The following is a 23,533-nucleotide window of genomic DNA, read 5'->3' as shown; positions in this document are numbered from 1 at the left end:
CCCGCCGTTGGCGGGCCTATCTTTCTTTTTATCAAAGGACGAATTATGAAAGTCAGATCGTTTTTAACGGTATTGGCCGGCTTCTTGCTGCTTGTCGCAAATACTGCACAGGCGAATACCGAAAATATGTTTCATCAATTGCGTAAACAGGTAATGGCGGCGCCAGTTGCCCCTGTACTCCCTCGCGATTCCTTCAATTGGCAATCACCACTGCAGACAGTTTTGCTATCACCCGATGGCCTTCAAGTTGCCTATGTACTCGATAAAAATCGTTTTGTTGAGTTGTGGCGATATGATGTCGAAGGCAAGCAACATGTGAAGCTTGTGAGCGTAAAAAACTTAGGTGAATTACATTGGGCGGCGGATGGCGGCTCTTTGTACTTCGTTAGCCAGAAACAACTTTATCGAATTGGTAATAACGACATAAATCTTGCCAATAAGGTTTATGATTTTTCAGATATCCACACCGAGTTTCATCAACCTGACCCTGACATTCCTAACGTTTTTTGGTTGAGCCAATTTGTACCGAGAGGGAATAAGTACCGCATCATCAAAGCTTATGCCGATGGACGACAACATATTGAATTTGAAAGTGCCAAGCCAATAGATGGGTTCTACACACAAAATAGCGAAATCAAGCTTGTTAAACAGTGGGCGGGCAATGAAATCCACGTGAGTCAGCTGAATGATAATGGTTTGTCTGTGCTTACCTCATGTGGTTACCTCGCACCCTGTTCCGTTCATCATTGGGACAGTAAAGCACAACAACTTCTACTCACGGGGTATTTTGAGCAAGATACTCGTTCACTGTTTTTATTGGACATTAATTCCGGTGAAAAAACACTACTACACCAAGATCCCAATCAACATTTTGATATTCATCATGTCACCACAAACACAGACGGTAAACCGTTCTTAGTGAGTTATCAAACTGAGTTTGCCGCACAGTATGGACTGTCTGAGAATGCCAAAAGCGCATTGCACCACATTACTGCGAAATTTGGCGGCAAGCTGAATTTGGTAATGGCATCACAAGATGAAAAAACGTGGCTGGTGACCGATGCCGACCCTGCGCATGCTAGCCGTCATGTATGGATATGGCGCGAAGGAGAGGCGGCATGGATAGCGCTGTTTAAAGACCTTAAAACCCAGAGAATGGAACCTGCTTATATCGCCCCCAGAGTGCCATTTTGGTACTCGGCGTCTGATGGCAAAGCGTTATTGGGCTATGTGACTTTGCCACTTGGTATTGATCCAAAAAACGCGCCTTTAGTGGTGAATCCCCATGGTGGGCCTTGGAATCGTTCCCAAGGCGCTTTTAATCGCTTCGCACAGTTTCTAGCCAATCGAGGGTATGTCGTTTTCGAGCCCAATTTTCGAAGTTCTACTGGCCTTGGTAGAGATTACTTAGTCAGTGCGAATAAGGACTTTGGGCAGGGGCGTGTTCAACAAGATATTATCGATGGTGTTGATGTTCTGTTGTCGATGGGAGTCGGGCACCCCCAAAAATTGGCAGTTGCAGGGCATTCCTTTGGAGGATTCAGTGCACTCAATGCCTTGGCCTTTACGCCAACAAGGTTTCAAGTGGCTTTCGCAGGCGCGGCACCAGCGAACTTGACCAATACCATACTGCGCTATAGTAAAACAATGCCTCCTAGTCGCTTGCAAACCAGTCAAATTCGATTTCGGGAACTCATGGTTGACACCGAAAACGCACAAGATGTCGCGCGACTTTATGACCAGTCACCAAGTAAACACTGGCAGCAAATCGACGCTCCGCTTTACTTATGGGCTGGAGAGTTAGATGACAGGGTGGCAATTGAAGATGTGCGAGATGTCGCACTGCGCTTAAAAAGTGCGAACAAACCGGTATTTCTGCTTAGCGACCCAAAAGCGGGGCACAGTCCGTCGAGTGACCTAGCCCGAGAAGCCTATTTGTATGTTGTTGAGCGAGCGTTGGCTAGTGCATTTAATGGCAAAACCGACTCTGTGGTTTCACCGAAACTAGCTCGCTACCTCAAGCGATTTTCGGTAATCGATACCGTCGGGGTACTTCAGGGGGTAAATAATATCGGGAAAAAAACAAACATCGCTGACAGTGAGTAAAGAATGTTTTCATTTTGTGAAAAATTCATTACATTATTGAAAAATATTGGTGGTAAGAGGTCCCATGTTCTCAATTAAGGTCGAGCGATTAATCAACAAACCTATCTATGATGTGTTCTATGCAATAACTGATCATGCGAATTACAAGCTGTTTAGAGGGATTGATGATAGTTCTCTGATAAAGGAGGGCGCAGAACATAAAAACGGTCTGGGCGCGGTAAGAGAGATAAAGGCGGGAGGTGGAGTACTCCACGAAGAAATTGTCGCTTATGAACCCCCGTTTAAGATGGGATACAAAATTATCCACTCTAAGCCTTTACCCTATGACCATCAGTTGGGAGAAGTCACACTTACCGAAACTGACGGTAAAACCCTAGTGACTTGGCGTTCGGAGGGACACATTACGGTGCCAATATTGGGCACATTACTATTTGACAAGCAAATTACAAAACATGGGTCGAGGGCATTTGGCAGCATACTCAAAGCGATTGATGCGGCATAGGTTGTAGTGTTTTGACACAGTTAAATTCAGATTCACGGAATACGCCGCCTGTGGGCGGCAATTGGTTTTCTGGCTGGTTTGGAAAAACCTTACTTAAGGTCACTGGATGGCAAGTCAAAGGCGAGCTACCCAATTGTCCTAAAATGGTCATTGCTGTCGCACCTCATACTTCAAATTGGGACTTTTTCCTCGGTATCGCCGTTCTGTTTTATCTCCGGATAAAAATTCGCTTTCTCGGTAAACACAGTATTTTTAAACCAGGCTTGAAACCCATATTGAACTGGCTTGGTGGCATACCGGTAGACAGGCGAAGCCGCCATGGCATCGTTGATCAAATTTGTCATCACTTTGAGACCAACGAAAAAATGATTCTGGCAGTCGCGCCAGAGGGGACAAGATCGCCCGTTTACCCTTGGAAAACGGGCTTTATTACTATCGCTCACAAAGCTAAGGTTCCCGTACTCTTGATTGGATTCGACTTTAACCTTAAACATGTTATCGTCGGCCCCCATTTTTTGCCAAGCGGCGACACGGCCGCTGATATGACTCGTGTTTATGAGTTTTACAAGGGTATAGCTGCAAAATATCCTGACGACGTACTGTTTAGTGAGCGCCAGTAGTCCCTTTTAATCGGCTGACAATAGCGTCTACACACAGAGGTTTGTTTGTCAGCCATAAATGATAGCTCAAGGGGAATACGTCCATCCCAGCTCGCTTTATGACTTTATAAGAATTCAGTTCAAAATGATCTTGCCAAGGGCCTGGATACCCGATTAAGTCAATGATCATATAGTGTTTTTCGCCCCGCACTAAAACATCCACATAGGTGCCTAACATCTCATATCCTTTCCAACATTGGAGACCATGTTGAAAGTCGTCAATCAAATTTGTTCGTTCGAAAAGAATCACAACTAAAATTAGTCTTTTTTACGTGGGGCTGTATTTATAGTGTGACCCCTTGGATAATTGCAGTTTTATGTCTATAAATTTTACATAATTTTTGCACATTTCAAATTTTTTCAATATAAACAATGGCTTAAAAGTTGGCATTATTCTGGCATTGTTCAAGATACACACACTTTTTATTAGTCAGGAAGAACTCATGAAAAAATTGATTGTTGGTTTGATGTTGTTGTTTGCAGGTAGTGCAAATGCAGGTTTGATTACATTGTCATCGATGAACACCAGTGTTAACGGTGGAAGCATTGTCTACAGCAACCTAGTAACGCCAGGTACTACATTCTCTGATGCGATTTTTACGCTAAGAATCGCGGGCGATTTTGATAATAATGACGCTTCTGAATCTGTCACTATCTCGATAGATGGCTTTTCTCTGGGCACAATATTTGACAACAATGTAGGTAATGACCTATTCAATTTTGCTGGAGATGACTACATAGGTGATCATGGCAATTATGTTTTTATGACCAGTACGGCAACAATCTCTCAGGCAAATTGGGCGTCAATCATCGCAGATGGCTTAATTACTATCACGTTTGATTTGAGTTCAGGTGTGAATTGCTGTTCTGATCCTCATGCATTCACAAGCGGTAGTATCTCATTCACGAGCACTGCGCCTAAGCCAGTATCGACAACGGGTTCATTAGCACTGGCATTGCTTGGCTTAGCTGGTATAGCTGTGAGAAGACAACGCAATATCGCGGCTTAACGCGTTACACTTCCTATTGAAGAAAAAAGCCCGGCATCGCCGGGTTTTTTGCTTTTTGGGGCTCATTAAATCTATTGTGGCTGAGCCCATTCTTCTCGTAATACACAGGCTACGTAAATGGCAAACATCAAAAGTGGAATGGGGTAATTTTCTTCAGTTACATCAAAATCACTTGATATAAGGGCTTCACAAATTTGATAAGAGAAATTGAGGATGTAAACTGCCATTTCTAGCATGCCCAATACCAATGCCCATTTCGCACGTTTGCGTAAGCCAAGTGATATCAGCGTGTTAAGTACTGTTACCCCAAGCACCGCCCAAAAAGCATATGACACTGAATTGGCAAAGGCATATTCTGTTGCCAGTTCTACTACGAGAAAAAAAGTAATAAATGCCAGCGTGATGGCACTGAATAACGTGATGACGTTAAAAATGACAATCGACTTTTTCATAGTTGAAGCCACTTTAGACCCTTTGGTAAACGAATATCACTGAATTCCATGTATATCACTCGTCTCGGCTCCAATGAGCGCGATTTTTGCGAACTGTGAAGTAGGAGAGGGCGCATAACAACGGCATCACCAGCGCTTACTTCGCAGTTAACAGCAGACGTTGAAGACTTGATTTTTAGTACTTTTGACTCACTGAGTATGCCAGCAGTATGGCTTTTCGGAATGACTCGTAAACAGCCATTTTGAGTATTAGCGTTATCCAAATGAACCCGGACGGTGACCATATTTTCAAGAATGTGCTTTTGTGGTTGAACATGCCAAACCCCTTCTTTTTTGACCCAGGGACCCCAGCCGGGTATATCTTGCTTCATATTAACTGCAATCGACTTATCTTGATGCCAGCCAACAGACCAGTTTTTACCGATTGGTTTATCAAACAATATAGTTCTGACTAAATGAGGTTGACGTGCAAAAAATTGCGAGAGTAAGTGTTGTAATGGTGACAAATTCACGAGTTTTGCAATGCTCTGGAATTTGCGTTCGGCTTGTCTTATGCCATGAATAGAGTGGCCAGTTTCGCTGGAACTCAGCTCTTTCAAAATTTGTTCAATTGTCTCGTCTGAGAGCAATTTGTGGTGGATAGCATATCCTTCTGCTAAAGCCATAGACTATCTTGTATTTGCCAATAATCACTCAACACTAGCGCTTTTTTGAGGTTTTTCCAATGTAAAGGGCAAAACTACGACGTCGATACTCATTGGACTTTTTCTATGGTTCAGGCACACTCTAGTGCATCGCGACCGCGTTGGTAATGTTGGGATTATTGATTTAAGGAAAGCCATAATGAAAATGAAACTAGTGATGTCTGCTCTCATTCTATTGTTTTCAACACAGTTGGTAGCAGGTGAAGCAGAAAAACAGGAAAAGTTAAAAGCGCTCGTTAGTGTAATGGACATGGATGCCATGGTCGATACTATGTACGATCAGGTTGAGGCGATGATGCAGAACGTTTCTGTTCAAATGGGGGTAAAACCGTCAGAACAGCCTATTTTTGAAAAGCATCATGCCAAGATTACTGGATTACTGAAAAGTGAGATGAGCTGGGAGAAAATGGAACCTATGGTGATCGATATCTACTCACGCAATTTCACCGAACAGCAAATAGACGACTTGCTGGCGTTCTATCAAACTGAAACGGGCCAGGCTTTGATCAAAAAAATGCCGACAGTGATGCAAGAGTCGATGCTGATTGGCCAATCGATGATGCAACAATCCATTCCTAAGATTCAAGCAATGGCACAGGAATTGGCTCAGGAGCTCCAACAGGTGAGAGCTCAGCCTTAAGTCGGCAGTAAGATTCGAGAGCCCAAATAGTCGGGCTCTTTTTGTCTTCACTTATTGCTCACAGCGGTGGGCTATCTCTCAAGTGTTATTTTTATTATTCTATTACTACATTCACAGTCGAATAAGCCACGTAATTTATGCAGTCTCATGAAATTATGGATCTCGTTATACGCATTGTTTTAATCGCGATGGGGGTTCACTTTTACAATAAAGGTAAAAAGGACCGAGATGCCGAGGTCAAGTCGCCGAATCTTTTCTCTCCAACAGCCATGATGGCTATCGGCGTGTTTATGATTATCGCCAACCTAATTTTGCTGTTTATTGGCGTTCTATAAACGCCCGGCCTGTAAAAATTGATGAAATCCAAGACTAGCGTGATTGTTTCGCGTTTTGGTTCGCAAAAACCTGTGCTTTACGGTATCCTCGCGCGCACTTGATGGAGGGTTATCAATTGGAATGTGTCCTTTCGTAAGTTTTGGCCATATTTACAATGCAAAGGTGACTCACTATGTCGTTTTCTTCACTCGGGCTAATCGCCCCTCTGCTCACTGCTATCGAAAAACAAGGTTATGACAAACCTTCGCCGATTCAGGAAAAAGCCATCGCACCTGTTCTAGAGGGTAGGGATGTCATGGCAGCTGCACAAACGGGTACGGGTAAAACTGCCGCTTTTACCTTACCACTACTTCAGCGTTTGTCTGAGAGTGGAAACACAGTAAAAGGCAACCACATACGCGCACTCGTATTGACGCCAACACGAGAGCTGGCTGCACAAGTTGCAGACAGTATTGATAAGTACAATGATGATTTAAAACTGCGTTCTTACCTCGTTTATGGCGGTGTTAAGATCAACCCGCAGATGATGAAGTTGCGACGAGGCAATGATGTGTTGGTTGCCACGCCAGGCCGATTGCTTGATTTGTACCAACAAAATGCCATTAAATTCCATCAACTTGAAATCTTAGTGTTGGACGAAGCTGACAGAATGCTGGATATGGGATTTATCCACGACATTAAAAAAGTGCTGGCATTGCTTCCGAAAAAACGCCAAAACTTACTTTTTTCTGCTACCTTCTCAGATGAAATTCGAGACTTGGCGCGAAACCTAGTTAACAACCCTGTTGAGGTTTCCGTTACCCCGCCAAACACGACAGTGGAACGAATTGAACAACGAGCGATACCCGTTGATAAAAGTCAAAAGACAAAGTTGCTCATTCATTTAGTTAAGACTGAAAATTGGTTCCAAGTATTGGTGTTTTGCCGAACCAAGATGGGCGCGAACCGCCTCACAGCTAATTTGAATAAGAAGGGCATTAGTGCTGCGGCGATTCACGGTAATAAGAGCCAAAATGTGAGAACTCGAGCCTTAGCTGATTTTAAACAGGGTGATTTACAAGTGCTCGTCGCTACGGATATCGCTGCCCGTGGTATCGATATTGCTCAACTACCCTTTGTCGTCAACTATGATTTACCGAACGTTGCGGAAGACTATGTGCACCGCATAGGTCGAACTGGCAGGGCAGGGAAATCTGGCCTTGCGATATCCTTTGTGACTGCAGATGATGCGAAACAGCTTGCTGAAATCGAGCGCTTGATTCAGTTACAGGTACCAAGGCAAACCGTTGAAAACTTTGAACCCGTTAATGACGTGCCCAACATTGTGCTACCCGGTAAACCGAAGAAACCCAAAAAGCCCAAAAAGAAAAAAGTATCCAGTAATGTTGAAGGCGAAAAGCAGAAACAACATGGAGATAGCATAAGTGAGAAGGCACCTAGTGCTCGTAAGAAGCCAAACAATCCACGTCGTCGGTGGAAAAATAAGCCTAAAAATGCGAAGCCCAATCATCAAAAGGCTGGGTAATGAGTAAACCTAAAATCGCTATCTTTGTTGATGTGCAAAATGTGTATTACACGTGTAAACAAGCATTTGATGCCCCGTTTAATTATCGTAAACTGTGGCAGTCGTTGTCGGTAGACTATGATATTGAATATGCATTTGCCTATGCGATTGACAGTAACAATGATGGCCAACACAAATTTCAAAAAGCGTTGCGCAGTATTGGTTTTACCGTGAAGTTAAAACCATTTATCCAGCGCAGTGATGGCTCAGCGAAAGGCGATTGGGATGTCGGTATTGCTATTGATGTTATGGACCATGCGCAGCGCGTAGATAAACTGTTTTTGCTAAGCGGTGATGGTGATTTCGATAGGCTTTTGACTCGAGTTAAACAAGACGGGGTGTGTACTCATGTCATTGGCATCGAGGCATTAACCGCACAATCGCTTATCCGTGCAGCAGACGAGTTCACGCCAATCCTTCCTAATATGCTTTTGGTGTAAAGATATGGCATCGAGGAGGCATGGCCTCCTCGATATATTAAAACGTTACTACACTGAGCGTCTATTTCTGCGCAAGCCCAATACTGCGAGGCCTAACAGCCATAAAGCCGCTGGTTCGGGCACACGGGTAAAGTCTCTAACAACAACATTGTCGTAGCTTACTCGTTCACCGGTATTGATTAAACCAATTGCCCCAGACGTATTTTGATTAAGTTGCTGAAACTGTGTTCCCGTATACGTCGTACTCACACCATCTATCGTTAAAATCATTTCTTGCAGGATATAGTTCACTTCTACCGTCATCCGATAAAAGAAATCATCCAAACTCGCAGAGTTAGTCGCCGAGAAAGGCAGGCGGGCTTCCGCTGAAGTAGGAAATCTCGACCAATTGGTGACGTGATTAGAGTGGGTTCTTAGGTAGCTGGTATTTAGGTTCTGACTCGTGGTGCCATTTATGCCCCAAGCGAACCCAACATGACCAAAATCGCTGCCTCTTGAATTTGATCCGACAACTTGAATATCCGCTTCTATTTTAAAATGTTGACTGGTGGCAATACCATCAATGGTAGCCAAACCTAACGTCCCATTGTAAATATAGTTGGTTTGTGTCGCCGCGGTTTGTAGCTTTTTATTACCCGATGTTGCGGTGCCAACATTCCACAAACCTGAATTGATACCTGAAAAAGACCAACCGGAAGTGTCACCGTCTTCAAAATCGTCTTGGAAGATGATGGTTGCGTTTGCGCCAAATGAAATCAATAGCGCAGCAGCTAGGATATATTTACTCAGCCGAATGTACATTAGGGTATTCCTCTTTTTTTGAATACAGTGATGCAATTTAAGGTCCAAAAATAAACCCTATTAAAAACAGTTGTTTGGTTTTTTATTCAGCCAGTGGTGTAAATTATTGTGACACTTACCGTGGTAAGAAGGCTAAACTCATCGCTCTGAGCTTAGCCTTCTTGCGTTTAGTTGGTGGGCTCGTGCAACTCGATAAATGTCTGACAATCGCCTTGATGGCTATTGTCGATGAGATATTGAATCTTCCAGCCCTCTTGTGTTTTAACAACCTGAAAACTGTTTACTCCGCAATGGCTTAGTTTTTCATTGAGGTAAAAAGCGTAAGGTGTCCACACCGTTGCCAGATTACCGCTTCGTTGGACGGAAACAGACAGTAAATGTTCGTCTAAGAAAGCGGTTGATTGGGCTATACTTTTGGCGAATTTTTTAATATCAGATTGGCGCACCGAACCATCTGGCAGCGCCCTCTGTAAAAGGGCTTTATCCGTAAATTGAGCAAGTAACTTCTCTGCGTCATGTCCTCGCATGGCGTCAAATAGATTATTGACGGGCGTTTCGGGAAGATCTGCGCCTACAGCTTGTGCGCTGAGTAATACGCCTAACCACCAGAGCTTATTCATAGCAAACGCCTTAATTTAATGTTTCGAAACGAATAGTACTTGGGTGCGCTTCACTGTGGTGAATGGTGTGAATCGCTTTCACAAAATCACTTTGTTCTGCTTCGAAAATATTCTCTACGTAGTGTTGAGGATTAATATCAATAAACGGGAACATGGTACTCTGAATTTGGATTTGCAGCTTGTGCCCTCGTTTGAATGTGTGAAGTACATCATACAGTTCGAATTCCACTTGGGTTGGCTCGTTAGCAACAAATGGCTTCGGCTCGCTCATACTGTCACGAAAACGGCCACGTATGACGTTCCAACGCACGAGTTCATGACGGTTGCCCGTTTCCTTATCTACTTTGTTAGTATTGTCATCCTTACCAGGAAATACATCAACGAGTTTTACGACAATATCGGCCGCGGTTCTGTTGGTAGAAAACCACAAGTTTAAGTCAATGGCACCGGCGATGGTTAAGTCTTCGGTTAAAACCTCAGTTTCAAACACCAGTACGTCAGGCCTGCGGGCGGCGAATCGCTGATCTTCAACCATGTAAGGCTTGTCCCAGCCACGGCTCACCTTGGCAGAATGAGGTACGGGCTTGTTGGGGTCGCTAATGTATTCACTGCTGCCATTTCCATTGGGCTGGCCGAGTAGTGATTCATTGCTACCTAAAAACAAGGTTTGAGGTCTTGTGGTTTTTGGTGGCCATTGTTCAAATTTACGCCAGCGGTTACTACCGGTTTCGAACATGGTCGCAGTGGCAATGTCTTGGTCTGACCCTGCCTTTAAATGCGCTTTGAAAAATGGCAACAGTACCTGACTTTGAAACCATTTGCTGGTATCAAAACCAAACTTTGCTTCGCCAAGTGTCGCTCCGCCTTTTGTACTATTCCATTGGCCGTGAGACCAAGGGCCCATCACAATTTTTACGTTGTCTTTTCGGTTGTTGTTCGACATCGTTTGGTACGTTTGTAGTGGACCATATAAGTCTTCAGTATCATACCAACCGCCAACAACTAGTGTTGCCGGTTTGGTTTTGTCCAAATGCTGTAGCAGGTCTCTCGCTTGCCAGTATTCATCGTAGTTAGGGTGCTCTGTCAACTCGTTCCAAAAGGGGCGTTTGCCATGAAAGTAGTGTTTATTGACATTAGAAAGTGGCCCAAGGTCTTTGAAAAATTGATAACCATCGGGGGTGACAGGATCCATGCCTTTTGGCCAATACGTAAATTCGCCTTCACGCTGTTTATCGAAAGTATCAAAAAAGATAAATGCCATGGGCGTTACGAAGGCGCCATTGCGATGAAAGTCATCGAAAAACCAATCCGCAATTGGCGCTTGAGGAGAAATGGCTTTTAGTGCTGGGTGACTATTGATTGAACCAACTGAGGTGTAATACCCAGGATATGAAGTTCCCCACATCCCGACCTTGCCGTTATTGTTATCAATGTTTTTCACCAGCCAATCAATTGAGTCATAGGTGTCAGTGGCGTCATCGGTGGCGTGTTTACCTCGCTTGTAGGCATCTTGTGGCCGCATGTTGACAAACTCACCTTGTGACATGAATTTGCCTCTCACATCCTGAAATACAAAGATAAACCCTTCTTGCTCGAAACTCTCACTTGGCCCCAAACGCGTTTTGTATTGACTTGCTCCGTATGGCGCCACTCGATAAGGGGTGCGTTGGAACATTAACGGGTACGACTTTGAATCGTCATTGGGGACGTATACTGAGGTAAACAGCTTGATACCGTCACGCATCGGAATTTGATACTCAAATTTAGTGTAGTTTGCGCGGATATAATCGGCTCTTGGATCAGGCTTTTTTTCCTGTGCAAAAGCGTGATTACTCAGTATGACAACGAGTAGGGTAAATACTCGAGCGGTAAAAGCTCTCATAGGTTTTCCTTATTAGTGTGAGCGTAGATAAATCGTGTTGACCTTTTTGTTTTGTGACTATGTCGATCACCACGCCCAATGTAGATACTGTATCAAGATTTAAAGCGATTAAAATGATGACTGTCCGTCTAAGGCCATCATTTCAAAGTTCATTCGATTGATGCTACTCCATCTTAGTCGGCAACTGGGAAAGCAATAGTCATAACGCTTTCTCCTTTTCGAATGGCGGGTCCCATTAAACCGTATAGCGCGTAACCGCTTTGCGGTGCTCTTACTGTTTCTATCGTATTACCAAAATAGTCTTTAAGTACACCTAACGCTTCCCCTTGTTCAACAAAGCGTCCTTCGGTGTGTTTTGGAAACCATAAACCATCAGAAGAAACGGGAACAGAAGTCGTGCCCTTAAAATACCTAGGGTTGCCAGCAAGCTCTGGTGTGACCTTGCTATCACGCATATTCAGTAACGCCAACGTATTGTCCAACCCAGCGATCATAGCGTCGACATGGGACTTGAGCGTCGACCCATTTTCGCCAATTTCGATTAGCACCGTAGGTATCTTCTGAGCCACACCTTGTCGATTCAGTGAGCGGCGGGTATCGACTTGTTTTTGGCTATTCATAGAATAGGTGACGATATTGGGAAAGCGAAAGCCCTCAGCTACTCTCATTGCCAGTGGGTAATCGGTCGACAATGGGCCGCCGTACACCCCGGTAAAAGGGGCAAGCCATTCGGCGCCGTCGCCACTGTGTAAATCGAGAAGCATGTCAGCGTGAGCGACAACGTGCTGCGAAATTGCCCATGCGATTCGTTCAGTTTGTGTGCCATCAAGTGCGCCGGGAAAACTACGGTTCAAGTTCTTTCTGTCATTGGGATTGACGTAAATACTTCGGCTCTCAAACGCGGGGATATGGGCCACTCTTACTGCAATGATGGCACCTGAGAGAGTAGTAGGGTCAAGGGTTTTAAGCCAACGTTCCATTGCGAGAATCGAGTTGTACTCGTATCCGTGTACACCGGCGACAGCCGCTAGCACTGGGCCAGGTTTGGTACCTCTAACAACGGTTATCGGAACAAACGTATTCTCGTCTTTTGCACTCCCCACAACGGGCACTGTGATGTCAACGATACTGTTTTTCGCCACCGCAGTGCCATTGATGACCAGCGGGGACTCTGCAGCGAGTGCTCGAAAAAAGACCTGAAAAATAAAAATAGTGAAAACAATAAGGTACGACAATTTATTCATTTCGACTAAAAGACCTGCAGCTTGAGAAATAACTATTGATTTGTCTGACAATATAACATTAAAATGGCTTTGTTACATTATAACATTTCCTTATCCAGCTCTCTTGAGTCTATCATGCAAAAAGAAATTCTTGTCGCATCATCACTTTGTGTCGACTTTGGTGAACACAGTGTTCTAGATGATGTCAGTTTTGGTGTTAAACAGGGTGAAGTTTTTGCCCTTTTAGGTGGCAATGGTGCAGGCAAATCGACTGCATTGAAAACGTTTATTGGTACAGTCGAGCCTAAGGCTGGAGACGTTTCTGTGCTCGGCCTGCCGGTGAAAACGCACTTAACTGAGGTGAGAAGCAATATTGCCTATTTACCCGAATCCGTCATGTTGTATGGTCACCTTTCCGGGTTTGAGAATGTTGAATATTTTTTGTCTTTAGCGCAAATCAAACGCAGCAAACAAGACATTGCAGACGTATTTAAAAGAGTGGCGCTACAAGAGCGAGCTTGGCATCGCACGTTGGGTGGCTACTCAAAGGGAATGCGCCAGAAAACGGCAATCGCCCTGGCGCTCCTGCGCCAAACACCGGTATTGATGCTAGACGAACCCACTTCTGGGTTAGATCCCAAAGCCATTGACGAGTTCAATCAATTGATCGAAACGCTGTCTGCGGAAGGCACTACCGTCTTTATGGTCACCCATGATGTGTATGGCGCTTGCCAGGTCGCCCATCGCATCGGGTTGCTCCACAACGGTAAAATTGTTGGCATGTTTGAGCGTGAAAATGCAAGCCCAATAGATACTGAAACCGTTCATACAGCCTTTTCCAACAGGGATGCATCATGAGTGTCACTAAACATGTGATGTTCGATGAATGGCGTTATTGGCGACGTACGCGGTTGGGTATCACCATTCTCATTATTGGCATGGTAATGACATTTGCGGCGGTGTTGGTCAATAGCCTCAACATGAATCAAGCGAATGTTGAGCGCGCAACGTTGCAACAGACCGCCGAACAGCGTTTTCTTTCACAACCCGATCGTCACCCCCATCGAATGGTGCATTACGGCCACTACGTTTTTCGCAATCCCGCATTGTTGAGTACGGTGGAGCCAGGCATTGACCCTTACACGGGCACGTCAATATTTTTAGAAGGGCACCGACAAAACAGCGCCATGTTCTCTCAACAAAGGCAATCTTCTGGGCTTACGAGGTTTAGTAGTTTGTCCCCCGGTTTCTTACTACAAACCTTAATGCCATTACTGATTATCGCTATGGGGTATGGCGCGGTTTCTCGCGAGAGAGAAGCTGGTACCCTTACTATTTTAGTCACCCAAGGTGTTGAATCGTTACAGTTACTAGCGGGCAAATTCTTCGCATTGATCAGCGCCGCTAGCTTATTGCTTGTTCCAGCGTTGATTGCCGTGATTTGGGCTACAGTTTCTGGTGAATCTATTGCCGTGGGTATTGGGTTTATACTGGCATATATCGCCTACATTACAGTCTGGGCGTTAATCGTGATTACCGTTTCTACACTGAGCAAAACAAGTCGTGCCAGCTTCGGTGCGTCAATCGGAATATGGATTGTGTTATGTGTTCTCATGCCAAGGATTGGCAGTTCCGTCGCCGTTGCCGTTACGCCGACAATGGGTAAGCTAGAAGCCGATTACGCGGTACTAGAGGAGTTGAGAACACTTGGTGATGGTCACAATGCCGCGGACCCGGCTTTTGCCAAACTCAAAGCCAATCTACTTGCCCAGTACGAAGTAGATTCGGTTGACGAATTGCCCATTAACTTTCGAGGTGCAGTCGCACAATTTTCTGAAGCGCAGCTTACTGGTGTGCTCAACAAACACGCCGAATTTAGAATGGCAGAAGAGCTTGAACAAGCTAAAATTGCCCGGCAATTTGGCTGGGTTTCGCCCATGGTTGCCGTCCGCAATTTGGCAATGACCATTGCTGGCACTGACTTGCAAACCCATCACCGCTTTTTACGGGAAGCAGAGGCGCTGCGCTTTGACTTCGTGCAATCGCTCAATGGTGTACACAAGGACCACCTCGATTATCAGACGGATATTAATCGTTCCAAAGGACCAGAAGCATCGAAAGCGGCAAGGGTTGATGCGGACCACTGGTCTGTGCTGAGCGCATTCCATTTCTCTACAGAATCCAGCGCTGAGCGGCTAAAGACGAGTGTCCTATATTGGGGCCAGTTAGCGCTATGGTTAGTGTTAATGATCGTTGTTGGTACATCAGCTAAAAGGAAATTATCGCAATGATATCTTGGTCTGATTTTCAACGAGAGTGTCGATTTTTACTTGCCCAGCGTTCTATTTATGGCGTATTGATTGTTGCGCTAGGGCTGTCTATTTTCTCTGTCTGGTCCGGCTTGGCAGAGGTAAACGCTCAGCGGGATACCATTGAGCGGCTCGTACAAAAAGACGCGCTGGACAGAGCAGATGCCATTGCCAAGCATCACGATTACGGCAGTGTTGCGTATTACAGCTTCCATTTAACTTATGATGAGCCTTCGCCTTTAGCTTTTGCTGCAATGGGGCAGAGGGATGTGTTTCCTTGGAAGCATCGGATTCGGATGTTAGCCATAGAGGGGCAGATTTACGAAACCGATGCAGATAATCCTGAGCTTTCATTGGTGGGGCGATTCGATTTTGCGTTTTATGTCAGTGTCTTGTTGCCCTTGTTTGTCATCTTGCTCACATACAGTTTGCGTTCGAGTGAAAGAGAGGCCGGAAGGCATGATTTACTGATCGTGACGAGCCAATCGCAACGCAAACTCTGGCTCACTCGTGCAGTGGTGTTGAATCTGTCTCTATTTGTTGTGATATGCGTTCCTTTTGTTATCAGCGCGCTGATATCGGGTGCGATATTTTCTCGTATTTTGCTGGTGTTATTTATCGTATTCGCGCATACCGTTTTTTGGGCATGTATATCCTTGTTTGTTGGCGTGGGTGAACGATTCGCCCAGCTGCACTCAACGCGCATTGCGTCTTTGTTGGTGGGAGTATGGCTGCTGTTAAGTGTCGTATTGCCAGTTTCAATTTCTACGTGGGTAGAATTGTCTGTGGCGTCTCCCAAAGGAGGAGACGTTGTATTGACTCAGCGCGAGGCGGTTAACGATGCTTGGGATCTGCCATTTGACGCCACGTGGGACGCATTTTTGGCGACGCACCCCAAATGGGCTGACAGTACCGAAATGACGGGGAGTTTCGAATGGAAATGGTATTACGCGTTTCAACAGGTTGGCGACCAAAAAGCGGCATTATTGTCCAACGCTTACCGAGAGGCGACACAAAAAAGAAATGAGCTTGCAGGGTGGGGATCGTTGCTTTCGCCGCCGATGTTAACGCAACGTCTACTTTCTGAGGTGGCGGGCACAGATACAGCCGCTATGTTGGCCTATGAGTCACGGGTCAGAGATTATCACCAGTCCTTAAGATACTTTTACTACCCCTTGTTGTTCGGTAGTGATGAATTTTCGCAAGAGACGCTATCCACTTTGCCTCAGTTTGAACCAGACAATAAAAGAGGCGACATTCGCCACTAGTTTGGTACTGCAGGTGGAATGATGTTGCGAAATAAAGTGCCATGCTTTCAAAGGTGTGGCACTAAAGTTTGATAAACATACCGACCAGTGGAAAGCAGTAACGTGGGTAGTTCTGGCTTTCTTTTTGGTTATTTTGATACGTTATAACATTAATTAAATTAGGGTAAAAAAGTGAAAGATAAACTCTCACTCTCGGTATTGGCGATAACTACGCCAATCTTTTTATTGGGAATACACAGTAATAATGCAGCCGCCGACGATGTAAGCGAGGCTGATATTGAAGTGCTATCAGTCGTAGGGAGCCGCCAAGCTTATCAGGGTGACTTCACGCGATTGGAAACGCCACAAGCAGAACTTAGGTTAGACGCTGAAACCCTCGTTGACTTTGGTGCCATAGACCTGACCCATGCGTTAGATTTGTCTGCTTCCGTAGCAAGACAGAACAACTTTGGTGGGCTTTGGAATAGCTTTGCCATTCGCGGGTTCGTCGGAGATGAGAATCTACCCAGTAATTACTTGGTTAACGGCTTTAATGCAGGTCGCGGTTTTGGCGGTCCGAGAGACTTATCGGGTATTGAAGCTGTCGAGGTACTAAAGGGCCCTAGAGCTGCATTGTTTGGTCGCGGAGAGCCAGGCGGTACGATTAACCTAGTAACAAAACGACCGACGTTTGATGAACGCGGAGAATTGCGCGTTAGTGCCGGTAGTTGGAGTCGTTACCGCGCAGATGTCGATTACGAGACAGCGGTCAGTGATAATGTAGCTGTGCGTTTTGTTGGCTTTTATGAAGATGCTGAGAGTTTCCGCGACACCATCGAGACTAAAAAGCAAGGTATCAGTCCATCGATTGCAGTGCGTCTTAGCGACAGCACACAGCTTACTTATGAGTTAGAATACAGCAATCAGGAAATCCCGTTCGACCGCGGTATTGTAGAAATCAATGGCGATCTAGACGTGTTACCCGAAAGTCGTTTCTTGGGTGAGCCTGGAGACGGTCCGATTGATACCGAAGTATTGGGTCATCAGTTAGAATTACAGCATGATTTTAACAGTGACTGGAGTGCGTTGGTTGGCGTGAACTTCCGCGACACATCACTGGAAGGCTTTGCCACTGAAAATGGTTTTGGCAGTGTTGACGAAAATGGCGACTTCAGCCGTTTCCGTCGTTTCAGAAAATATGATGCTACTTATTACGTATTGCGTGCTGAGGTGAGCGGTAGTTTCGAAACAGGCTCTCTGACTCACCGCATCATTGCTGGTATGGACTTAGATGAGTTTGAAAACGATCAATTCTTCTTGCGTGTTCGCGATGGTCAAGGTGGTAGTGTCAGTCAAAGCATCAATGTGTTTAACCCTGTTTATGGCGCGTATGTTCTGCCAGAGCCGTTGCCTAACACAGACCGAGTGGAAACACAGGAATCTTTTGGTGTCTATGTACAAGACCAAATTAGTTTGACAGACAAACTCGATATTCGTATTGGCGCGCGTTTTGACGACTACAAACAGGAACTCGTTAATCGACGTCCTGATCCCGATACGATTGCCGAGCAAACAGAATCAAGAATCAGTCCACAACTTGGTATGGTTTACAAAACCACTGATACAGTTTCATTGTATGCCGTATACGGCGAGAACTTCCGCCCACTATCCGGCACTGACAAAGACGGCAACGGACATGAACCCAATCAATCGACTTCAATAGAGGCTGGCGTCAATTTCTTGCTCAATGATGGCAAATTAAAAGGGACAGTTGCCGTGTTTAACGTCAAACAAGATAACATTCTTGTGGTAGATGACGTAAATACCTTTACCACTGCTGCTATCGGCGAAGCAGAAAGTAAAGGAATTGAAGTAGACCTCGTTGGCGACATACAAGATGATTTGAGCCTTTGGGTTTCATATTCTTACATTGATGCGGAAACCAAAAATCAATTCTTTGATGCTAACTTTGGATTTGATGTCCCACCAGGTAGCCCACTGCTCAATGTGCCAGAGCAACAGTTAACGCTGCAATTGATCAAATACACCGAGCTTTACGGCAAACCTTTGTCTATCGGTGGTGCACTGGTGCATGTTGGCGAGAGAAATGGCTTCTTTGGCTCAGACTTTGAACTGCCTAGCTATACGGTGACTCGCGTATTCTCAGCTTACGATGTTACGCCAGAAGTAGAGCTGCGCTTTGAGGTGGATAACCTGTTCGACGAAAGGTACTACCCTAATTCATTCTCAAACACTTGGGTACAGCCGGGAACGCCTCGTAACTTCAGGTTGTCTGCAGCTTATCGCTTTTAATCCGCTACCTTACCAGTAGAATGACTCGTGGCTGGCGCTAAGAGGCGCTGGCCAATCTACATCACAATTTTATTGATAATTATCAATGCAGCGTTTTATTGGCCTAATAAATCGCTCGCTACTGTCCATGCAAAGCTTTACTATAGCGCCCTTTAGTTATAGCCGAGATTTGTAAATGAGTTTGCCTCCTTGCCCCAATTGTAGTTCAGAGTACGTCTACCAAGATCAAGACCTGTTAATTTGCCCTGAATGTGGTCATGAATGGAACCCAAATGAGGTTGATGAAGAGGCATTTGTTGCAAGAGATGTGAACGGTAACCCATTGGCATCAGGAGACAAGGTCACTTTTGTGAAAGATCTAAAAGTGAAAGGCAGTTCGCAAGTGCTAAAAATCGGTACGAAGGCCGTTATTCGTCACATCGTTGAAGGGAAGGACCACGAGTTAGATTGCAAAGTCGATGGCGCCGGCGAAATGATGATAACAGCTAAATTCGTCAAGAAAGCTTAGTCTATATCTCCAGCTACACGGTTTTAGACTTGGACGTGTCGCTGAGATAACCCATTAATTCTTCGGGAGGCAGGGGTTTGGACCAATAGAACCCCTGACCGATGTTACAGCCCATGGTAATGAGCTTATCCAGCGTTTTTTTATCTTCAATACCTTCTGCGACTGTCTCCATCCCTAGACTAGACGCCATATTAATGATGGCCTGAACAAGAGATTCATCATACTCACCGATACAAACGGTTTTGATAAAGGATCGATCTATCTTGAGCTTACTGGCGGAGAATGCTCGTAAGTAACCGAGATTGGAATAACCGGTGCCAAAATCATCAATTGCGACACTAACACCGAGATCGCTAAGTGATTTGAGTTGTTGTTGTATTTGGTCAGTATCATCGATTAACGATGATTCGGTTAACTCGATTTCTAGCCCGTCTGCCGGCAAGTTGGCTGCCTGAAGGGCGGCCATCACCGTTTGCTTTATGGTGCCATCCTTAAATTGTACGGCTGACAGGTTTACTGCAATTTTTAAATTTGGGTAACCCTGGCTGCGCAGCGTTGCGCAATATCTACACGCTTCTTCAATGACCCATTTGCCCAACACTGTGATAAGACCGCTACTTTCAGCAACCGGGATAAACTGCGCTGGCGACACCATACTGCCGTCGTCCTTTGGCCAACGCAGCAGCGCTTCTAGGGTATCGAGTTTGCCTGATTTCAAGCAGTAGAGCGGTTGGTAGTAAAGTGAGAATTCATTGTGCTCAACGGCGGGTCTGAGCTGTTGAAGCAAATTGAATCGTTCATCACTTGAGGTGTTGAATGTCGGGTCGTAAAAACGAAATGTGTTTTTACCATCGTCTTTCGCAACGTACATAGCCAGATCCGCTTTGCGACACAAGGCTTTGAATTCAGAGTCATGCTCTGGTGCAAGTGCAATACCTACGGATGCGGAAACGGCTACCTGAGTATCGAGAATTTCAAACGGTGTCGAACAAGCGACTATCAACCGTTCAGCGAGGGTTTTGATCTCTTGCTCGCCATTGTCGACTTTTGTGATAACTAGAAATTCATCGCCACCAAACCGCACCAGTGATTGTTCTGGCTTGAGGAGATCGCTAAGTCGCGCGGTGAGTTGCTTTAACAATTCATCTCCCGCGGCGTGTCCCAGGGCATCATTGACGGGTTTAAAGTTGTCTAAATCAATAAATACGACGGCCAATGGAATATCTAGTCTGACCGCAGCGCCCAAATGCTTGCCGAAGAGGTGCTCACCGTACATGCGGTTGGGGAGGTTGGTTAACGTATCGTGGTGAGCAAGGTGTTGAATTCGAGCTTGGCTTTCTTGCACTTTGACGTTCTCTTTCTCCAAAGATTGCATCAAATTACGAATATCCCGAGCGAGAATAAATACACAAAAGCCAGTTATCGTAAGAATAGTGATAACAAATATGAGATGAGGCCAGCTGTATTTGGGGGTAAATGGTGTGATAAAGCCTTCCATCGTCATCCAAGTGATGGCGATACATTGGGCAATAATCATGGCAAAAACCCAGATGAAAAGTCGACTTCCCCCCAATAGCGCACCAAAAATTAATATGCCGGGAAAGCCCAAAACAGCAAGGTCAAGTAACCCAGCTCCTGTTATCGCAAGGGCAAACAACATCGCCGACATTGAGCCCAAGAAAACATAAGATGCCGAACTGATTCTGTGACTTTTCGCGAGCGCAAACGTTATGACAAGACAAATCAGCCCCATAGAAATGATCGTGACTGTCATATTCCGCGCGACAGTCAGCGCTAGTAAAAGGCCAATTGCCGTAACTGCACTGATTTGCATTAGTCTACGACGACGAAAGCGATCTAAACGACTAGGTAAGTTGATACGTTTGCCCCTAAAGTGAATATCGGGTTAGTTTTTGTTTTGCATCAAATGAGCTCAAAAGTCATTCGCCCTATAAAGAGTATACTATATGTCAAGCCCCTTGCTTTACAATCCGCCTTTGGATTAGTTTTGCGCGCAATACTTGTGCTTTTTGACGATTTTTATAGCCGACTATTCTGTTATACGGCAAGCTGATCTTTTGGTTCTAATGCGTTATGATGCCGGCGTTGTTGACACTGCAAGGAGAGCTCACATGACACCCGCTGTATCCGCTCACGGGCAACACCTGCTTATTGATCTATATGATGCTTCCAATTTGACTGACATTGACCATATTCGGTATGCCCTTAAACAAGCGGCAGAGATGTGTGGTGCGACGGTTTTGGATATTAATTTGCACAGTTTCGGTGAAAATCAAGGGGTGACAGGCGTAGCGATGTTAGCTGAATCTCACATTAGTATTCACACATGGCCAGAGTGCCAGTTCGCAGCAATTGATATCTTTATGTGCGGGCGTTGCCAACCTCAACTCGCCGTCGATTACCTTAAAAACGCTTTTCTTACTGAATCAGCAAACGTGACATGCCACAGCCGTGGTGCGCGCTTACCACAAAAATAGTCGGATAAAAAATAACATGGATATGACTACTTTATATGACGTTGCATTGATGCCTTTGGCTTACATCGCCGTGTTTGGCATGTTGTTCTTGGTGGCGAAATGGATTAAAGATGTGTTTACGCCTTATAGTCTAAATAAGGAGCTCGCGGAGCACGATAATACGCCTATCTGATTGACTATGGCCGGGTACTATATCGCAGTGGCATTGATATTTGTCAGCCAGCTGAGCGGTCCAAGCCAAGGTTTGAAGGCGGATCTATTGGCTGTTAGTGGTTTTTCTCTTATCGGCATACTCATGCTGAACCTATCGCGATGGATAAATGACAAAGCGATCTTACGCACCTTTTGCAATATTCAAAAGCTCACTCAAGACAAGGATATCGGTGTTGGCGTTATTCAGTTCGCGGTTTATCTGTCTACGGGATTAATTGCCGCTGGATCCTTAGGCGGGCAGGGTACTGTATTGTCGTTCTTGGTATTTTTCGTACTAGGGCAAGCAAGCTTAGTATTGTTCTCCGTGGTGTATAGTCGCGTCGCGCCCTACCATTTGTACGATGAGCTAGACAATCAAAACACCGCAGTCGCTGTGGCTTTTAGCGGTACGCTTGTCGGCACTGCCTTGTTGATAAAAAACGGTGTTTCAGGTGATTTTTCGAATTGGCAGACTGACCTGTCCCAGTTCGCGGTAAGTGTGGTTTTAGGGCTGGTGCTACTGCCATTACTACTTAAGTTGTTTGACCGCCTAGTTGTGCCGGGTAAGAGCCTCAATCGAGAAATGGTAAACGAGCGCAGCGTCGCGTCGGGGCTACTGGTTGCGGCAATGTCGGTGAGCTTTGGTCTTGTCATCACGCAATTAGTGTGAGGTGACTTGGCTATGGAAAGTACCCGAAACCAATTTGAAATAGGTAAATTTGGAATAGTACTTGGCGTGTGGGGCCTTATTGGTTTGGCTATTGCCTTTTATTTTTCTCTCGAAGATTCGAAAGTACGCTCGTCGGTAACGCCGGTTCCTTACAATACGTATCAACACTTTGCCAGCGATTCGCAATTTCAAACAAAAAATCAGTTTGGTCCTATCATCATCAAAAAGCCCGGTACGGTTTATGACGTCGAGGTGAGTGCCAGTTTACCGAGCAATCATTGGTCTTTTGTAGAAGTGGTGGTGACGGACAGTTATGGCGATTACATGTATTCGTTTGGACAAGAACTTTGGCATGAATCCGGAAAAGATTCAGAGGGCCACTGGACAGAAAAAAGGACAGAATTTGAAAGTAGCCTGACTTTCCCGCAAACCGGTGAGTTTTACCTCAATTTTGTGACCAATAGTAAGCGCAATCGCGAACCCAAGCGGCTTAATGTCACACTAGTAAAGAAGAACGGTAGCGCCATGTTACATTTTTGGCTAGCCATTTTGGTGTTGGTAGTAGCGATAATTTGTATCGAAATTCAGTATAGCGTAATCCAAAATACACTAGAGGCGATGAGTGATGACGACTAAGAAAAGAGCCATAATTGCAAGTATTGTTATCGCCCTGACATATGCCATTGCTTGGCCTTTTGCTGCCAATGGCTACGGCTATATGGGCTATTTTGGCTTACATAATGGCCCTTCGTATTGGTATTGGAATGATACCCGCTACTATTATGAAAAAAGTGCCAGAAGTGGCAGTGTGAGTGGTACCTCGAGTCGTGGCGGCGGGCCTGGGCAAGGTAAGTAAA

26 protein-coding genes are annotated in these 23,533 nt (G+C 45.2%); 18 read left to right on the top strand and 8 right to left on the bottom strand.

Annotated features, from left to right (window positions below):
- The first annotated feature begins 45 nt into the window (after window positions 1-45).
- The 3 genes from AC27G9_RS05000 to AC27G9_RS04990 all read left to right on the top strand — a co-directional run bounded on the left by AC27G9_RS05000 (window position 46) and on the right by AC27G9_RS04990 (window position 3,228).
- A complete protein-coding gene (locus tag AC27G9_RS05000) occupies window positions 46-2,106 on the top strand; it encodes a S9 family peptidase (protein WP_487071643.1) in 2,061 nt (686 codons plus the stop codon).
- Window positions 2,107-2,170: 64 nt separating this feature from the next.
- Window positions 2,171-2,608 (top strand): SRPBCC family protein, encoded by a 438-nt coding sequence (locus AC27G9_RS04995; protein WP_487071641.1) that lies wholly within the window; start codon window positions 2,171-2,173, stop codon window positions 2,606-2,608.
- An 11-nt stretch (window positions 2,609-2,619) separates the two neighbouring features.
- Window positions 2,620-3,228 carry a lysophospholipid acyltransferase family protein gene (locus AC27G9_RS04990; RefSeq protein WP_487071639.1) on the top strand — a complete coding sequence of 203 codons (609 nt, stop codon included), beginning with the start codon at window positions 2,620-2,622 and terminating at the stop codon, window positions 3,226-3,228.
- Here the strand turns inward: AC27G9_RS04990 and AC27G9_RS04985 are convergent.
- Complete coding sequence (locus AC27G9_RS04985) at window positions 3,212-3,445, bottom strand: hypothetical protein (protein ID WP_487071637.1); 234 nt, start codon at window positions 3,443-3,445, stop codon at window positions 3,212-3,214. The genes AC27G9_RS04990 and AC27G9_RS04985 overlap by 17 nt on opposite strands.
- A 265-nt stretch (window positions 3,446-3,710) precedes the next feature.
- Between AC27G9_RS04985 and AC27G9_RS04980 the strand changes: the two genes are divergently transcribed.
- Window positions 3,711-4,277 carry a hypothetical protein gene (locus AC27G9_RS04980; protein WP_487071635.1) on the top strand — a complete coding sequence of 189 codons (567 nt, stop codon included), beginning with the start codon at window positions 3,711-3,713 and terminating at the stop codon, window positions 4,275-4,277.
- Window positions 4,278-4,348: 71 nt separating this feature from the next.
- Here the strand turns inward: AC27G9_RS04980 and AC27G9_RS04975 are convergent, their stop codons facing one another.
- Both AC27G9_RS04975 and AC27G9_RS04970 read right to left on the bottom strand, forming a co-directional pair.
- On the bottom strand, window positions 4,349-4,729 hold the full coding sequence (locus AC27G9_RS04975) for a hypothetical protein (protein ID WP_487071633.1): 381 nt from the start codon (window positions 4,727-4,729) through the stop codon (window positions 4,349-4,351).
- Window positions 4,726-5,394 (bottom strand): phytanoyl-CoA dioxygenase family protein, encoded by a 669-nt coding sequence (locus AC27G9_RS04970; RefSeq protein WP_487071631.1) that lies wholly within the window; start codon window positions 5,392-5,394, stop codon window positions 4,726-4,728. The genes AC27G9_RS04975 and AC27G9_RS04970 overlap by 4 nt, the downstream gene beginning before the upstream one ends.
- 178 nt (window positions 5,395-5,572) lie before the next feature.
- On the opposite strand from AC27G9_RS04970, the gene AC27G9_RS04965 reads away from it, so the two are divergent.
- The 4 genes from AC27G9_RS04965 (at window position 5,573) to AC27G9_RS04950 (ending at window position 8,413) form a co-directional block, all read left to right on the top strand.
- Window positions 5,573-6,073, top strand: a complete 501-nt coding sequence (locus AC27G9_RS04965) for a DUF2059 domain-containing protein (RefSeq protein WP_487071629.1) — start codon at window positions 5,573-5,575, stop codon at window positions 6,071-6,073.
- A 137-nt stretch (window positions 6,074-6,210) separates the two neighbouring features.
- Complete coding sequence (locus tag AC27G9_RS04960; protein WP_487071627.1) at window positions 6,211-6,408, top strand: hypothetical protein; 198 nt, start codon at window positions 6,211-6,213, stop codon at window positions 6,406-6,408.
- A 173-nt stretch (window positions 6,409-6,581) separates the two neighbouring features.
- Window positions 6,582-7,934, top strand: a complete 1,353-nt coding sequence (locus tag AC27G9_RS04955) for a DEAD/DEAH box helicase (protein ID WP_487071625.1) — start codon at window positions 6,582-6,584, stop codon at window positions 7,932-7,934.
- Window positions 7,934-8,413, top strand: coding sequence for an NYN domain-containing protein (locus AC27G9_RS04950; RefSeq protein ID WP_487071623.1), 480 nt, complete (start codon window positions 7,934-7,936; stop codon window positions 8,411-8,413). The genes AC27G9_RS04955 and AC27G9_RS04950 overlap by 1 nt, the downstream gene beginning before the upstream one ends.
- 48 nt (window positions 8,414-8,461) lie before the next feature.
- Here the strand turns inward: AC27G9_RS04950 and AC27G9_RS04945 are convergent, their stop codons facing one another.
- The 4 genes from AC27G9_RS04945 to AC27G9_RS04930 all read right to left on the bottom strand — a co-directional run bounded on the left by AC27G9_RS04945 (window position 8,462) and on the right by AC27G9_RS04930 (window position 12,960).
- Window positions 8,462-9,214, bottom strand: coding sequence for a PEP-CTERM sorting domain-containing protein (locus tag AC27G9_RS04945; RefSeq protein WP_487071621.1), 753 nt, complete (start codon window positions 9,212-9,214; stop codon window positions 8,462-8,464).
- Window positions 9,215-9,381: 167 nt separating this feature from the next.
- Window positions 9,382-9,834 (bottom strand): nuclear transport factor 2 family protein, encoded by a 453-nt coding sequence (locus AC27G9_RS04940; RefSeq protein ID WP_487071619.1) that lies wholly within the window; start codon window positions 9,832-9,834, stop codon window positions 9,382-9,384.
- A gap of 10 nt (window positions 9,835-9,844) precedes the next feature.
- Window positions 9,845-11,716 carry a CocE/NonD family hydrolase gene (locus AC27G9_RS04935; RefSeq protein ID WP_487071617.1) on the bottom strand — a complete coding sequence of 624 codons (1,872 nt, stop codon included), beginning with the start codon at window positions 11,714-11,716 and terminating at the stop codon, window positions 9,845-9,847.
- A 173-nt stretch (window positions 11,717-11,889) separates the two neighbouring features.
- Window positions 11,890-12,960, bottom strand: a complete 1,071-nt coding sequence (locus AC27G9_RS04930) for a succinylglutamate desuccinylase/aspartoacylase family protein (RefSeq protein ID WP_487071615.1) — start codon at window positions 12,958-12,960, stop codon at window positions 11,890-11,892.
- A 114-nt stretch (window positions 12,961-13,074) separates the two neighbouring features.
- On the opposite strand from AC27G9_RS04930, the gene AC27G9_RS04925 reads away from it, so the two are divergent.
- The 5 genes from AC27G9_RS04925 (at window position 13,075) to AC27G9_RS04905 (ending at window position 19,316) form a co-directional block, all read left to right on the top strand.
- Entirely contained in the window at window positions 13,075-13,797 is a 723-nt protein-coding gene (locus AC27G9_RS04925) for an ABC transporter ATP-binding protein (RefSeq protein WP_487071613.1), read from the top strand.
- Window positions 13,794-15,230, top strand: coding sequence for an ABC transporter permease (locus AC27G9_RS04920; RefSeq protein ID WP_487071611.1), 1,437 nt, complete (start codon window positions 13,794-13,796; stop codon window positions 15,228-15,230). Before AC27G9_RS04925 ends, AC27G9_RS04920 begins: the two co-directional genes overlap by 4 nt.
- The gene (locus AC27G9_RS04915) at window positions 15,227-16,516 is read left to right on the top strand and encodes an ABC transporter permease (protein WP_487071609.1); all 1,290 of its coding nucleotides are present in this window, start codon (window positions 15,227-15,229) and stop codon (window positions 16,514-16,516) included. Before AC27G9_RS04920 ends, AC27G9_RS04915 begins: the two co-directional genes overlap by 4 nt.
- A gap of 216 nt (window positions 16,517-16,732) precedes the next feature.
- Window positions 16,733-18,808: a TonB-dependent siderophore receptor gene (locus AC27G9_RS04910; RefSeq protein ID WP_487072061.1), complete on the top strand. Its 2,076-nt coding sequence runs from the start codon at window positions 16,733-16,735 to the stop codon at window positions 18,806-18,808.
- A gap of 175 nt (window positions 18,809-18,983) precedes the next feature.
- Window positions 18,984-19,316: a zinc ribbon domain-containing protein YjdM gene (locus AC27G9_RS04905; RefSeq protein ID WP_487071607.1), complete on the top strand. Its 333-nt coding sequence runs from the start codon at window positions 18,984-18,986 to the stop codon at window positions 19,314-19,316.
- A gap of 13 nt (window positions 19,317-19,329) precedes the next feature.
- On the opposite strand, the gene AC27G9_RS04900 is transcribed toward AC27G9_RS04905, so the two are convergent.
- On the bottom strand, window positions 19,330-21,150 hold the full coding sequence (locus AC27G9_RS04900; protein ID WP_487071605.1) for a putative bifunctional diguanylate cyclase/phosphodiesterase: 1,821 nt from the start codon (window positions 21,148-21,150) through the stop codon (window positions 19,330-19,332).
- Window positions 21,151-21,448: 298 nt separating this feature from the next.
- On the opposite strand from AC27G9_RS04900, the gene speD reads away from it, so the two are divergent.
- The 5 genes from speD to AC27G9_RS04875 are packed head-to-tail and all read left to right on the top strand — an operon-like array spanning window position 21,449 to window position 23,532.
- Complete coding sequence (gene speD, locus AC27G9_RS04895) at window positions 21,449-21,814, top strand: adenosylmethionine decarboxylase (RefSeq protein WP_487071603.1); 366 nt, start codon at window positions 21,449-21,451, stop codon at window positions 21,812-21,814.
- A gap of 16 nt (window positions 21,815-21,830) precedes the next feature.
- Window positions 21,831-21,986, top strand: coding sequence for a hypothetical protein (locus AC27G9_RS04890; RefSeq protein WP_487071601.1), 156 nt, complete (start codon window positions 21,831-21,833; stop codon window positions 21,984-21,986).
- Window positions 21,987-21,992: 6 nt separating this feature from the next.
- Window positions 21,993-22,676: a DUF350 domain-containing protein gene (locus AC27G9_RS04885; RefSeq protein WP_487071599.1), complete on the top strand. Its 684-nt coding sequence runs from the start codon at window positions 21,993-21,995 to the stop codon at window positions 22,674-22,676.
- 12 nt (window positions 22,677-22,688) lie between these two features.
- Complete coding sequence (locus tag AC27G9_RS04880) at window positions 22,689-23,312, top strand: hypothetical protein (RefSeq protein WP_487071597.1); 624 nt, start codon at window positions 22,689-22,691, stop codon at window positions 23,310-23,312.
- Window positions 23,302-23,532, top strand: a complete 231-nt coding sequence (locus AC27G9_RS04875) for a hypothetical protein (protein WP_487071595.1) — start codon at window positions 23,302-23,304, stop codon at window positions 23,530-23,532. The genes AC27G9_RS04880 and AC27G9_RS04875 overlap by 11 nt, the downstream gene beginning before the upstream one ends.
- Window position 23,533: the final 1 nt, after the last annotated feature.

It is taken from the genome of Alteromonas sp. 5NS40-0096 (assembly GCF_057544385.1).
Note: the sequence above shows the minus strand (reverse complement) of the source record. Positions and strands in the feature narration are given on the sequence as shown.

Bases quoted from the DNA above. Each gene is read 5' to 3' on its own strand.
- AC27G9_RS04955 (WP_487071625.1), top strand. From the start codon at position 6,582: ATGTCGTTTTCTTCACTCGGGCTAATCGCCCCTCTGCTCACTGCTATC.
- AC27G9_RS04890 (WP_487071601.1), top strand. From the start codon at position 21,831: ATGGATATGACTACTTTATATGACGTTGCATTGATGCCTTTGGCTTAC.
- AC27G9_RS04980 (WP_487071635.1), top strand. From the start codon at position 3,711: ATGAAAAAATTGATTGTTGGTTTGATGTTGTTGTTTGCAGGTAGTGCA.
- AC27G9_RS04935 (WP_487071617.1), bottom strand. From the start codon at position 11,716: ATGAGAGCTTTTACCGCTCGAGTATTTACCCTACTCGTTGTCATACTG.
- AC27G9_RS04995 (WP_487071641.1), top strand. From the start codon at position 2,171: ATGTTCTCAATTAAGGTCGAGCGATTAATCAACAAACCTATCTATGAT.
- AC27G9_RS04965 (WP_487071629.1), top strand. From the start codon at position 5,573: ATGAAAATGAAACTAGTGATGTCTGCTCTCATTCTATTGTTTTCAACA.
- AC27G9_RS04945 (WP_487071621.1), bottom strand. From the start codon at position 9,214: ATGTACATTCGGCTGAGTAAATATATCCTAGCTGCTGCGCTATTGATT.
- AC27G9_RS04900 (WP_487071605.1), bottom strand. From the start codon at position 21,150: ATGCAAATCAGTGCAGTTACGGCAATTGGCCTTTTACTAGCGCTGACT.
- AC27G9_RS04915 (WP_487071609.1), top strand. From the start codon at position 15,227: ATGATATCTTGGTCTGATTTTCAACGAGAGTGTCGATTTTTACTTGCC.
- AC27G9_RS04905 (WP_487071607.1), top strand. From the start codon at position 18,984: ATGAGTTTGCCTCCTTGCCCCAATTGTAGTTCAGAGTACGTCTACCAA.
- AC27G9_RS04970 (WP_487071631.1), bottom strand. From the start codon at position 5,394: ATGGCTTTAGCAGAAGGATATGCTATCCACCACAAATTGCTCTCAGAC.
- AC27G9_RS04950 (WP_487071623.1), top strand. From the start codon at position 7,934: ATGAGTAAACCTAAAATCGCTATCTTTGTTGATGTGCAAAATGTGTAT.
- AC27G9_RS04975 (WP_487071633.1), bottom strand. From the start codon at position 4,729: ATGAAAAAGTCGATTGTCATTTTTAACGTCATCACGTTATTCAGTGCC.
- AC27G9_RS04885 (WP_487071599.1), top strand. From the start codon at position 21,993: ATGGCCGGGTACTATATCGCAGTGGCATTGATATTTGTCAGCCAGCTG.
- AC27G9_RS04985 (WP_487071637.1), bottom strand. From the start codon at position 3,445: ATGTTAGGCACCTATGTGGATGTTTTAGTGCGGGGCGAAAAACACTAT.
- AC27G9_RS04940 (WP_487071619.1), bottom strand. From the start codon at position 9,834: ATGAATAAGCTCTGGTGGTTAGGCGTATTACTCAGCGCACAAGCTGTA.
- speD (WP_487071603.1), top strand. From the start codon at position 21,449: ATGACACCCGCTGTATCCGCTCACGGGCAACACCTGCTTATTGATCTA.
- AC27G9_RS04960 (WP_487071627.1), top strand. From the start codon at position 6,211: ATGCAGTCTCATGAAATTATGGATCTCGTTATACGCATTGTTTTAATC.
- AC27G9_RS04930 (WP_487071615.1), bottom strand. From the start codon at position 12,960: ATGAATAAATTGTCGTACCTTATTGTTTTCACTATTTTTATTTTTCAG.
- AC27G9_RS04880 (WP_487071597.1), top strand. From the start codon at position 22,689: ATGGAAAGTACCCGAAACCAATTTGAAATAGGTAAATTTGGAATAGTA.
- AC27G9_RS05000 (WP_487071643.1), top strand. From the start codon at position 46: ATGAAAGTCAGATCGTTTTTAACGGTATTGGCCGGCTTCTTGCTGCTT.
- AC27G9_RS04925 (WP_487071613.1), top strand. From the start codon at position 13,075: ATGCAAAAAGAAATTCTTGTCGCATCATCACTTTGTGTCGACTTTGGT.
- AC27G9_RS04875 (WP_487071595.1), top strand. From the start codon at position 23,302: ATGACGACTAAGAAAAGAGCCATAATTGCAAGTATTGTTATCGCCCTG.
- AC27G9_RS04920 (WP_487071611.1), top strand. From the start codon at position 13,794: ATGAGTGTCACTAAACATGTGATGTTCGATGAATGGCGTTATTGGCGA.